The 11,919-nt window shown below is 74.8% G+C and carries 9 protein-coding genes; 1 reads left to right on the top strand and 8 read right to left on the bottom strand.

The window, feature by feature from the left end:
• Positions 1–409: 409 nt before the first annotated feature.
• The 8 genes from murD to mraZ form a co-directional block, all read right to left on the bottom strand.
• The gene (gene murD, locus D476_RS0101475) at positions 410–1,822 is read right to left on the bottom strand and encodes a UDP-N-acetylmuramoyl-L-alanine--D-glutamate ligase (RefSeq protein ID WP_017622212.1); all 1,413 of its coding nucleotides are present in this window, start codon (positions 1,820–1,822) and stop codon (positions 410–412) included.
• A gap of 3 nt (positions 1,823–1,825) precedes the next feature.
• Entirely contained in the window at positions 1,826–2,839 is a 1,014-nt protein-coding gene (gene mraY, locus D476_RS0101480) for a phospho-N-acetylmuramoyl-pentapeptide-transferase (protein WP_051061549.1), read from the bottom strand.
• A 41-nt stretch (positions 2,840–2,880) separates the two neighbouring features.
• Positions 2,881–4,314: a UDP-N-acetylmuramoyl-tripeptide--D-alanyl-D-alanine ligase gene (locus tag D476_RS0101485; RefSeq protein ID WP_017622214.1), complete on the bottom strand. Its 1,434-nt coding sequence runs from the start codon at positions 4,312–4,314 to the stop codon at positions 2,881–2,883.
• A 654-nt stretch (positions 4,315–4,968) separates the two neighbouring features.
• Positions 4,969–6,540 (bottom strand): UDP-N-acetylmuramoyl-L-alanyl-D-glutamate--2,6-diaminopimelate ligase, encoded by a 1,572-nt coding sequence (locus D476_RS0101490; RefSeq protein ID WP_017622215.1) that lies wholly within the window; start codon positions 6,538–6,540, stop codon positions 4,969–4,971.
• Positions 6,541–6,653: 113 nt separating this feature from the next.
• Positions 6,654–8,591: a peptidoglycan D,D-transpeptidase FtsI family protein gene (locus D476_RS0101495; RefSeq protein ID WP_017622216.1), complete on the bottom strand. Its 1,938-nt coding sequence runs from the start codon at positions 8,589–8,591 to the stop codon at positions 6,654–6,656.
• 172 nt (positions 8,592–8,763) lie between these two features.
• The gene (locus D476_RS0101500; protein WP_026123128.1) at positions 8,764–9,240 is read right to left on the bottom strand and encodes an FtsB/FtsL family cell division protein; all 477 of its coding nucleotides are present in this window, start codon (positions 9,238–9,240) and stop codon (positions 8,764–8,766) included.
• A 37-nt stretch (positions 9,241–9,277) separates the two neighbouring features.
• Positions 9,278–10,264, bottom strand: a complete 987-nt coding sequence (gene rsmH, locus D476_RS0101505; protein WP_017622217.1) for a 16S rRNA (cytosine(1402)-N(4))-methyltransferase RsmH — start codon at positions 10,262–10,264, stop codon at positions 9,278–9,280.
• 187 nt (positions 10,265–10,451) lie between these two features.
• On the bottom strand, positions 10,452–10,883 hold the full coding sequence (gene mraZ / locus D476_RS0101510) for a division/cell wall cluster transcriptional repressor MraZ (RefSeq protein ID WP_026123130.1): 432 nt from the start codon (positions 10,881–10,883) through the stop codon (positions 10,452–10,454).
• A gap of 376 nt (positions 10,884–11,259) precedes the next feature.
• Here mraZ and D476_RS31775 point away from each other — a divergent pair.
• The coding region (locus tag D476_RS31775; protein WP_017622219.1) for an AAA family ATPase at positions 11,260–11,919 on the top strand (660 nt) is incomplete at its 3' end.

Consider the following 11,919-nt stretch of genomic DNA (forward strand, 5'->3'; position numbering starts at 1 on the left):
GCGCCCCGGAGCGAACGCGTCGGCCCGCCCCCAGTGAAGGTACGTCGTTCCGATCCCGTGGCCGCCTTGGGTCGGCGCTCGGGGCCCCGGCGGACGTGCTCCCCTCCGGGGCCGCGTCCGGCGTCGTGGCGCGCTTTCCGTTCGATGGTTCAGCACGGCCGTTCCGGCCCCTCGGCGATGGCGGGACGAACCTGCCCCAGAGCCGAAACCAGCGGGATGACCAGTCCGGACGGAAACGCCACCACCCAGCGGACGACGCCCTTGACGCGGGCGGCACACCTGCGGAGCCCTGACCGATGGACACCGATCGCCCCCTCCGGGGGGACGCCGTCCGGAACGGCGCCGCGCCCGGAGCCGGCCGGGCTCCGGGCGCGGAGGGTCCGTGCGGGGCGCGGCCCCGCCTGCCGGGTCAGCTCTGCAGTCGGCGGACCGCCTCGGCGAAGCGGTCCCCGCGGACGTTGTAATCGGCGAACATGTCCATCGACGCCGCGGCGGGGGCCAGCAGCACCGTGTCGCCCTCCCGGGCCAGCGCGCGCGCCTGTGCCACCACATGGTCCATGGCGTCCTCGCCGGTCTCGGCGACCTCCACCACCTCGACCCCGGGGGCGTGCTCGGCCAGCGCGCGGCGCAGCTCGGCCCGGTCCTGCCCCAGCAGGACGGCGGCGCGCAGCCGGGGCGCCGCCGCACGCACCAGGCCGTCGACCTCGGCGCCCTTGAGCAGCCCTCCGGCGATCCACACCACCGGCTCGTAGGCCGCGAGCGAGGCCCCGGCCGCGTGGGCGTTGGTCGCCTTGGAGTCATCGACGTAGAGCACGCCGTCCACGGTCGCCACCGGGGCGATGCGGTGCGGCTCCGGGCCGAAGGCGGCCAGCCCCTCCCGCACGGCCTTGGGCGCCGCGCCCGCCGCACGGGCCAGCGCCGCGGCCGCGAGCGCGTTGGCCACCTGGTGGGGCGCGGCCGGGCGCACGTCGCCCAGCGCGGCCAGCTCCTCGGCGGTGTGCACCGGGTCGTCGACGAAGGCCCGGTCCACCAGCAGGTCCTCCACCACGCCCAGCTCCCCGGGGCGCGGGGTGCCCGGGCCGAAGCCGACCAGCGGGGCGTGCGGGTCGCCCAGCTCCGCCAGACGCACCGAGTGCTCGTCGGCGGTGTTGGCCACGCGCACCGTGCCGCGCGCGTAGATGCGGCCCTTGGCCTCGGCGTAGGCGTCGAACCCGCCGTGCCAGTCCAGGTGGTCGGGGGCGACGTTGAGGACGGCGGCCGCGTGCGGGCGCAGCGAGTCCGACCAGTGCAGCTGGAAGCTGGACAGCTCGACCGCCAGCACCTGCGGGACGGTCCCGTCCGAGCGGGGGCGCACCGCCTCCACCACGGGGGTGCCCACGTTGCCCACGGCCAGGGCGTCGCGCCCGTCGGCGCGCAGCATCGCCTCCAGCATCCGCACCGTGGTGGTCTTTCCGTTGGTGCCGGTGACCGCCAGCCACATCTGCTCGTCCGGCTTGAGCCGCCAGGCCAGCTCGACGTCGCCGATCACCTCGACCCCGGCGGCGGCCGCCGCGGTGAGCAGCGGCGCGTCCGGGCGCCAGCCCGGGGAGGTGACCACCAGGGAGGCGCCCTCGGGCAGGGCGTCCGAGCCCAGCACCACGTGGGCCCCGGCGGCGCGCAGCGCCTCGGCGGCCTCGCGGGAGGCCGCGTCGTCGCGGCCGTCGACGACCGTCACCTGGGCCCCGCAGTCCAGCAGGGTGCGGGCGACCGGCGGCCCGGACACGCCGAGCCCGGCCACGCACACCGGCCTGCCGCGCAGGCCCTCCTCGAATCGGTCCGCCATCGGCTACCTCGGCATCCATTCCAGGTAGAACAGGCCGATACCGGTGCCCACCAGCAGGCCCTGGATGATCCAGAAGCGGATGACGATGGTCGTCTCCGCCCACCCCTTGAGCTCGAAGTGGTGCTGCAGGGGCGCCATCCTGAATATCCGTTTGCCGGTCAGGCGGAACGAGCTGACCTGCAGCATCACCGAGGCGGTGATGAGCACGAACAGGCCGCCGATGACGAGCAGCAGCAGCTGGGTGCGGGTGGTGATGGCCAGGCCCACGACCAGGCCGCCCAGGGCCAGCGAGCCGGTGTCGCCCATGAAGATCTTGGCGGGCGGGGCGTTGTACCACAGGAAGCCGATACAGCCGCCCAGCCCCGCGGCGGCCACCACCGCCAGGTCGAGGGGGTCGCGCACCGGGTAGCAGTTCGGCGACAGCAGCGCCTCGCTGCAGCTCTGGCGGAGCTGCCAGTTGCCGATGATCACGTAGGAGACCAGCGTCAGGATGGTGGCGCCGGTGGCCAGGCCGTCCAGCCCGTCGGTGAGGTTGACGGCGTTGGAGAAGCCGACGATGAGGAAGAGCGCCCAGATCACGAAGACGCCGATCCACAGCGGCGGCCCGAAGTCGCGCAGGAACGACAGCTGCGGCGAGGCGGGCGTGTAGCCGTAGCCGTTGGGGAACTTGGTCACCCCGTAGGCGAAGCCCACGCCGATGACGGTCTGGCCCAGCATCTTGGCGCCGCTGCGCAGGCCCAGGCTGCGGCGCTTGTAGATCTTGATGAAGTCGTCGAGGAAGCCGACGCAGCCCATCCCGACGAACAGGAACATCACCAGCAGGCCCGAGACGGTGGGGCGGGTCATCAGGGCCAGGTGCGAGCCGAAGTAGCCCAGCACCGCGCCCAGGATGATGACGATGCCGCCCATGGTGGGCGTGCCCTGCTTGGTCTTGTGGCCCTCGGGGCCGTCGTCGCGGACCTCCTGGCCGAACTTGAACCGGAACAGGATCCGGATCAGCGGCGGCATCACCAGCATGGAGATGACCAGGGAGATCGCCGCTGCGATGAGGATATTGCTCACTGGGCGTCCTTCCCCGACGCGGTAAGCCCCTCGGCCACCTTCTCGGCGACCTTCTCCAGCCCGGCCACGCGCGATCCCTTCACCAAGACGACGTCCTTGGGCCGCAGGCGCGTGCGCAGCGCCTCGACCGCGCCGGCGGCGTCGGGGACGGCGACGGCCTCCCCCTGCCACCCGGCGGTGCCCGCCGCCCCGTCGGCGATGGGGGCGGCCTCCTCCCCGACCACGATCAGCCCGTCGACGCCCAGGGAGGCGGCCAGGCGGCCGGTCTCCTCGTGCGCCTCGCGCGCCTCGCCGCCGAGCTCGGCCATAGCGCCCAGCACCGCGAAGGAGCGGCGCCGCTCGGCGATCGCGCCCAGGGTGCGCAGGGCCGCGGCCATGGACTCGGGGTTGGCGTTGTAGGCGTCGTTGACGACGGTGGTGCCGTCGCCGAGCTCGTCGACCTCCATGCGCCAGCGGCTCACCGGCCCGGCCTGGGCCAGCGCCTCGGCGGCGGCCGCGGCGCCCATGCCGAACTCGGCGGCCACGGCGGCGACCGCCAGCGCGTTGTGCACCTGGTGCTCGCCGACGACCGCCAGGCGCACCGGGGCGCTGCCGCCGTTCATCTCCAGGGTGAACCGGGCCCGCCCGGCGGCGTCCAGCTCCACGTCCCGGGCGCGCACGTCGGCGCCCTCGCCGCGGCCGTAGGTCACCACCCGGGCGGCGGTGCGGGCGGCCATGGCGCGCACCGCGTCGTCGTCGGTGTTGAGCACGGCCACGCCGCCGTCGGCGGCGCTCGGCAGCGCCTCCACCAGCTCGCCCTTGGCCTGCGCGATCGCCTCGCGTCCGCCGAACTCGCCCATGTGCGCGCTGCCGACGTTGAGCACCACGCCGATGCGCGGCGGCGCGATGGTGCACAGGTGCGCGATGTGCCCGATGCCGCGGGCGGCCTTCTCCAGGACCACGAAGCGCGTGTCGGAGTCGGCGCGCAGCACGGTCAGCGGGTGGCCGATCTCGTTGTTGAACGAGCCGGCCGGGGCCACGACGGGGCCGAGTCCCCCGAGCACCTGGGCGAGCAGGTCCTTGGTGGTGGTCTTGCCGGAGGATCCGGTGACCCCCACGATGTCGGCCCCCGCGGCGGTGACGCCGTCGGCGACCGCGCGGCCCAGCCGGCCGAGCGCGGCCACGACCCCGTCGTCGCCGCCGTCGGCCAGCAACTGCGGCGCCTCGACCGGCCGGGACCCGAGGACGGCGGCGGCGCCCGCGGCGACGGCGGCACCGGCGAAGTCGTGGCCGTCGGCGCGCTCCCCGCCGAGCGCCACGAACAGCGAGCCTGGACCGGCCTGCCGGGAGTCCACGACGACCGGGCCGGTCACGGTGGCGTCCGGGCGCGCGGATCCGCGTATCCGGGTTCGGGTGATCTCAGCGATCCGATCGAGCGTCAGCGCGATCAAATCCACTCCTCATGTCGGGCCCGGTCCTCCGCGCCTGCGGCGCCTCGATCGGGGTGACGGACACAGCCCATGCACGGCGCCGGTCCGGGGATCGCGCTGGGGCTGGTCGACCGCGAGGCGGCAGCGGCACGCCGCGGGGCCGGGCAGCGATTGCCGGACCTACCTTAGAGCATCTGGGATATCGGGGGTTGCGTCCCGGCCGCATTGCGCGACCGGATCGGCACCGGATCCGGGCCGCCTCCGGGGGCATCGGCGCGGGCGTCCTGCCGCCGTTGCCGCACTCCCCGGGGACCGCGACCCCCACCTGCGACGATCCGACACCGCGTGCGCAGGGTCACCGCACCCGCGGGGCCGGACGGGACGCCTCGGTGGCCGCTTCCGGCAGGAGGCGCCCTGGTACCGCGTTTCCCCGGATCGCCCGTCGGTAACGATCCCGAAGCAGATTCCCATGCGCCCGAAATCAGACTTATTGTCCGATTCGACGGCGGGCGTCCCGCCCCTCCTCCCCGGAAGCGGCGAGGTCGGGGCGGCGAGAATTCGCGGGACGTTCAGCGGCCCGCAGCGGACGCGGCGCGCACGGGGCGCCACTGCGGCCCGCGCCATGGCGGCACCATCGCCCCGACCGCTGCGGGGCGGGCCGGACGCGGCGCCCCCTCAGCCCTTGTCGCGGGCCACGCGGCGGCGCAGGGCCTCCTCCAGGACCTCGGTGTCGTCGAAGGGGAGCACCTCGCCGAGGACCTTCTGGCCCCGCTCGTGCCCCTTGCCCGCGACGACCACCACGTCCCCCGGGCCCGCCCGGTCGACCGCGAGGGCGATCGCCTCGGCCCGGTCCGGCTCGACCGTGACGCGCGCCCGCTCCCCCCGCGGCACCTTGGCCACGCCCTCCAGCATCGCGCCGGTGATCGCCAGCGGGTCCTCGCTGCGCGGGTTGTCGTCGGTGAGCACCACCGCGTCGGCCAGCCGCGCCGCCGCCTCGCCCATCAGCGGGCGTTTGGAGCGGTCGCGGTCGCCGCCGCAGCCCACCACGATCGCCAGCCGCCCCTCGGTGACCTCCCGCAGGGACGTGAGCACCGCCTCGATGGCTCCCGGCTTGTGCGAGTAGTCCACCATCGCGGTGAAGTCCTGCCCCGCCTCGACGCGCTGCATGCGCCCGGGAACGCCCGCCGCGGCCGCCACGCCCTCGACGGCCGTGTGCACCGGCACCCCGGCCTCCACCAGGCCGACGATGGCGGCCATCGCGTTGGAGACGTTGAACGGCCCGGGCAGGCCCACCGACGCGTCCAGCTCCACGCCGCCGGGGCCCACCACCCGGAAGGTGCTGCCCCGGGAGCCCAGGCGCACGTCCACCGCCCGCCAGTCGGCCTCCGGGTCGCCCTCGGAGGAGAACGTGGTCACCGGCACCTCGCCGCCGGCCTCGACCATGTCCACCAGGGCCCGCCCGAACCGGTCGTCCCGGTTGACCACGGCGACCTTGGCGAAGCCCGGGGTGAACAGCTTGGCCTTGGTCTCGAAGTACTCGCGCAGGTCGGCGTGGAAGTCCAGGTGGTCCTGGGACAGGTTGGTGAAGATCGCCACGTCGTAGGTGGTGCCGCCGACCCGGCCCAGGGCCAGGGCGTGGCTGGAGACCTCCATGGCGGTGGCCGCGACGTCCTGCTCCAGCATCGCCGCGAACAGCCCGTGCAGGTCGGTTGCCTCCGGCGTGGTCAGCGAGGAGTCGACGCGCTCGCCGCCCACCCGCATCTCCACGGTCCCGATCAGCCCCGTCCGCTCCCCCGCGGCGCGCAGCCCCGACTCCACCAGGTAGCTGACGGTGGTCTTGCCGCTGGTGCCGGTGGTACCGATGAGCAGCATCCGGTCGGCCGGGTGGCCGTACACCCAGGCCGAGACCTCCCCCAGCACCGCCCGCGGGTCGGCCACGGTCAGCACGGGCAGCCGGGTGGCGGCCGCGCGGTCGTAGCCGTCGGGGTCGGTGAGGACGGCGGCGGCGCCGGCCTGCGCCGCCTGGGCGGCGAAGTCGGCGCCGTGCACCTGCGTCCCCGGCAGGGCCGCGTACAGGTCGCCGGGGCGCACGGCGCGCGAATCGTGGGTGATCCCGGTGATCACCGTCGCGCCGGGGTCGGCGGCCTCCTCGTCCAGGCCCTGGTCGACGCAGGTGACGAACGCGTCGGGGCCCAGGAGGCGGGCCAGCTCGGAGAGCGGGCGGAGCTGCTTGTGGTCAGGTCGCATAACGGGTGGCACGACGAGAGGCTATCGGCTGTTCGGGGCCCACGGATAATCCACCGCGCGGCCGCGCCGGGCGGGCGGCGGCGGGCCGTGCCCGCACACCCCGCCGCGCCCGGCTACTCGTCCTCGAACAGCTTGATGTTGGGCGGCTCGGTCTCCGAGGGCGGGATCTTCAGGGACTTGAGCCCGAACGACATCACGTCCTGGAACAGCGGCCCGGCGGCCTCGCCCCCGTAGTACTCCTTCTGCGGGTTGTGCAGCACCGCCTGCACGATGAGCTCCGGGTCGTCGGCGGGGGCGAAGCCCACGAACATCGACGTGTAGCTGCGGGCCTCGTATCGCCCGGTCTCCGGGTCCACCCGGTTGGCGGTGCCGGTCTTGCCCGCCACCCGGTAGCCGTCGATCCGCGCCTGGGTGGCGGTGCCCTGGTCGCCGGTGACGGCCTCCAGCATCAGCGCCACCTCGTCGGCGGTCTCCTTGCTCACCACGCGCTCCTTGCGCGGCTCGTCGGAGGGCTGGAACTCCCCGTCGGCGTCGACGGTGCCCGCCACCAGGCTGGGCTCCACCCGCACGCCGCCGTTGGCGATGGTGGCGTACACGCTGGCCATCTGCACCGCGGTCACCGACAGGCCCTGGCCGAAGGAGATCGACGCCAGCTGGGTGCCCCACCAGTCGTCCGGGTGCTTGAGCACCCCGGCCTCCTCGCCGGGCAGGTCCAGCCCGGTCGGGCGGCCGAAGCCGAACTTGCCCAGGTAGTCGTAGAGGCCCTGGGCGCCGAGCTGCTGGGCCACCTTGATGGTGCCCACGTTGGACGACTGGGCGATGATGCCGTTGAGCGTCATCCGCTCGGTGTCGTGGACGTGGGAGTCCTTGAAGGTGCGGTCGTAGACCTCCATGGAGTAGGGCACCGTGTACACCGTCTCCGGGCTGGTCTTCCCCTCCTCCAGGGCCGCCGCCGCGGTGATCACCTTGTTGGTGCTGCCGGGCTCGAACACCTCCGAGACCGCGCCGTTCTTGCGGTTCTCGGGGTCGGTGCCGGAGATGTCGGAGGGGTCGTAGGTGGGGTAGTCGGCCATGGCCACGATCTCGCCGGTGGGGCGCATCGCGATGATGCTGCCGCCCTGGGCCCCCAGCTCCTCGGCGCGCTCGGCCAGCGCCTGCTGGGCGTACCACTGCACGTCCTGGTCCAGGGTGAGCCGCACGTCCTTGCCGGGCACCGGCTCGCGGGCGTACCCGCCGGCCATGGGGATCTGGGTGCCGGTGGCGCCCATCTCCACCTGCTGCTTGCCCGGCCGCCCCGCCAGGGTGGAGTCCAGCACGGCCTCCATCCCCTCCAGCCCGGCCCCGTCGGAGCCGACGAACCCGACCAGGTCGGCGGCGCCGGACTCCTCCGGGTAGACGCGCTTGTAGTCCTTCTGCGCACCGACCCCCTGCAGGCCCAGCTCGGACAGGTCCTCCCACTCCTCGGGGGGCACCTCCCGCTTGACGACCTCGTACCGGGAGGGGGTGGCGCCGACCTTCTCGGCGACCTCGCCGGGGTCCAGGTCGAACCGGGAGGACAGCTCGGAGACGACCCTGTCGCGCTCGTCCTCGCGGATCTCCTCGGGGTCGACGAAGACGGTGCGCACCTCCACCGACAGGGCGAAGGGGGAGCCGTCCACGTCGGTGATGGCGCCCCGGGTGGTGGGGATGTCGATGGTGGCCATGCGCGACCCGGCGGCCTGCTCGGCGTAGGTGGCGGCGTTGATGCCCTGGATGTAGACCAGGCGGCCGGAGAAGAGCACCATCACCACGGCCATGATCACCACCGCGATGCGCAGCCGCCGCTGCGGGTCCCCCCGGCGGAAGCGGCGGCGCAGCAGCGGCGAGGGGGGCGGCGGGCCGCCACCGGGCCGGGGCCGGGCGGCGGGGCGGCGGCGCGGGGGCTCCTGGCCCGCGGGGCGGCGGGGACGGGCGGCTCCGCCGCGGGGGCGGTCGGGGCGTCCTGCGCGCGGGGCGGGGCCGCGCGCGGGCCGCCGCGGGTCGCGGGGGCGCCCGTCACGGGACGGGCTCACCGGCGCCCCTCCGCTCCGCCTCTGCGGCCTCTGCGGCGTCGACTCGCTCTCACCTGCCGTCCTCTCCGTGTCCCCGGCGCCTCGGCCCCGGGGGCGTCGTCGGTCCCGGGGGCGCCGTCGGCCGTATCCCCGGGGTGCGTGCGCCGCGCCCGGGCGCCGGGCGCGGCGGGCCTCATCCGCCGTCCCCGGAGGCCCCGCCGGAGCCCTCGCCGCTGACGCGGCCCTCGTCGGTGTAGAGGAACTCGGGGGCCTCGCCCTGCTCCATGCCCATGTCCTCGGCCTCGCGGGCGATCCGCTCGGGCGACTCCAGGTAGACGACCTCCTCCTGGAGGCTCTCCTGGCGGTTGACCAGCTCGCTGTTCTCGGCCTGCAGCCGCGCGATGGTGAAGGAGTCCTCCACCAGCACGGTGCGCAGCGCCAGCAGGCTGATCAGCGCCCCGGCCAGCAGCCCGAGCACCAGCAGCACGAACGGCATGCGCGGGGCGCGCGCCGGTGCGGCCGGGCGCCGGGGCGCGCGGGCGGTACCGGTGCGCGGGGCCTGCCCGCGCTCGGCCGGGCGGGTGCGCGCGGGCGCCGCCGCGCGGCCGGTGCGCGCGCCGCCGGAGGGCGCGCTCCCGCCGCGGGGGGCGCCCCGGGTGGTCGTGGTCATCTCCTGCCCTCCCTCTACCGGTCCTCGCGGCGGCCGCTCAGCGCCGCCGCGTCCGCTCGGCGGCCCGCAGGCGCGCCGAGGCGGCCCGGGGGTTGCGCTCGCTCTCCTGCTCGTCGGGGGTCTCGCCGCCCCGGGTCAGCAGGCGCAGCTCGGGCTGCCGGTCGGGGAGAGGGACCGGCAGGTCGGGCGGCGTGGTGTCCTTGGCCAGCGCCGCGAGCGCCCGCTTGGTCATGCGGTCTTCGAGGGAGTGGTAGGACAGCACCGCGATGCGCCCGCCCACGGCCAGGCGGTCGATGGCGGCCGGGAGCGCGCGTTCGAGGATCGACAGCTCGCCGTTGACCTCGATGCGCAGCGCCTGGAAGGTGCGCTTGGCGGGGTTGCCGCCGGTGCGGCGGGTGGCCGCCGGGATGGCCTCGCGGACGAGGTCGGCCAGGCGGCGGGTGGAGGCGATGGGGGCGCTCGCGCGCTCGCGGACGATCGCCTGGGCGATGCGCCCGGCGAACCGCTCCTCGCCGTAGTCGCGCAGGATGCGGGCGAGGTCGGCGGCCGGGTAGCCGTTGACGACCTCCTCGGCGGTGAGCCCCTGGGTGCGGTCCATCCGCATGTCCAGGGGGGCGTCGTAGGAGTAGGCGAAGCCGCGCCCGGCCTCGTCCAGCTGGGGGGAGGACACGCCCAGGTCGAGCAGGACCCCCTGGGCCTCGGGGATGCCCAGGCCGTCGAGGACCCCGGGCAGCGCGTCGTACTCGGCGTGGGCGAACTCCACGCGGTCGGCGTAGGGGGCCAGGCGGGCGCGGCTGCGGTCCAGGGCGGTGGTGTCCCGGTCGATGCCGACCAGGCGCAGGCCCGGGTGCGCGCGGAGCAGGGCCTCGGCGTGCCCGCCCAGGCCCAGGGTGCCGTCGACGACGACGGCGCCGGGCTCCTCCAGCGCCGGGCCCAGCACGTGCATGATGCGCTCCAGCATCACCGGCACGTGCGCGGCGCGCCCGTCCTCTCCGGCGCCCGTCGCGGCGTCGGTGTCCCCCATCAGCACTGCTCCCCCTGCGTCGTGCGCGTACCGCCCGCGGCGGTCCCCCCGTCCGCCCGCGCCCGGACGGGCCTTCAGAGGCGGGGGCCACCTGGCGCCGGGGAAGTCACGTCAGCTGGCACCGGTCCGCATCTGAAGGCCGGGGTCCAGGCGGGGCCGTGATGAGATCGGGATCGGGCGCCGCGTCTCACAGCACCCCCGGCAACACCTCCTCGGAGAGTTCCGCGAACGCCTGCTCCTGCTCGGCCTCGTATTGGGCCCAGGCGCCGGCGTCCCAGATCTCCAAGCGCGTGTTGGCCCCGATGACGACGCACTCCCGCTCCAGCCCCGCGTAGCCGCGCAGGGCGGGCGGGACGGTGATCCGCCCCTGCTTGTCGGGGACCTCGTCGGACGCGCTGGCGAACAGGACGCGGCTGTAGTCGCGCACCGCCTTGGCGGTGACGGGCGCCGTCCGGAGGTTCTCGGTGACCCGCTGGAACTCGTCCGCGGGAAAGGCGTAGAGGCAGCGCTCCTGGCCCTTCGTGATCACCAGTCCCCCCGACAGTTCGTCGCGGTACTTCGCCGGAAGGAACAGCCGCCCCTTCTCATCGAGGCGCAGGGAGTGCGTGCCGAGGAACACCGGCCCCACCTCCCAAGCCCCGGTGGAGCAGTCTCCTCCTCCACGATGCCCCACTGTACTCCACTCTTCCCCACCGTCAACAGTTCCAATCCCGCTTCGACGGCATTTCCGCCCACAAACGTGCAGGTCAGAACAGGTGGGGCGGAGTGGGGGGCGCGGGGAGGGGCCGGTGGGGCGGCACGGATCACCCCGGGCGGGGCGCCCCACCCGCGCACCACCGGCCCCTCCCCGCCCCGGGGCCCCGTCCGGCCACCGCGGATCGGCCCGTTTAGGTTTGCTTTCCTCCCTTTTCCTTCTAGCCTCAATTCCGCGGCGTCCTCCTCATCTCCCCGGGCGCGCGCGTATCCGTCGGCCGCTCCACCGGGAAAGGGGACACGTGTCACTCGACACCCACCACAACGGCCGGGGCCGCCCGGCGCCGGGGGCGGCCGATCCGCTTCCGGCGGCCGCGGCCCGCATCCGCCAGGCGGTCGCGTCGGTGATCGAAGGCAAGCCCGAGGTCGTGCGGATGGCGCTGACCGTCCTGCTGGCCGAGGGGCACCTGCTGATCGAGGACGTGCCCGGGGTCGGTAAGACGATGCTGGCCAAGGCGCTGGGCAGGGCGGTGGACTGCTCGGTCCAGCGCGTCCAGTTCACCCCGGACCTGCTGCCCGGCGACATCACCGGCGTCAGCGTCTACCACCAGGAGACGGGCGAGTTCGAGTTCAACCCCGGCCCGGTGTTCGCCAACATCGTGCTCGGCGACGAGATCAACCGCGCCTCCCCCAAGACCCAGTCGGCGCTGCTGGAGTGCATGGAGGAGATGCAGGTCAGCGTGGACGGCACCCCGCGCCCGCTGGAGCGCCCCTTCATGGTGGTGGCCACCCAGAACCCGGGCGACATGGAGGGCACCTACCCGCTGCCCGAGGCCCAGCGCGACCGGTTCATGGCGCGCATCGCCGTCGGCTACCCCACCCCCCAGGCCGAACTGGACATGATCGACATGCACGGGGCCGACGAGCCGCTGGAGCGGCTCCCCCCCGCGGGGGCGGGGGGG

This window comes from Nocardiopsis chromatogenes YIM 90109 (genome assembly GCF_000341185.1).
In the GTDB taxonomy this organism is placed as follows: Bacteria; Actinomycetota; Actinomycetes; order Streptosporangiales; family Streptosporangiaceae; genus Nocardiopsis_A; species Nocardiopsis_A chromatogenes.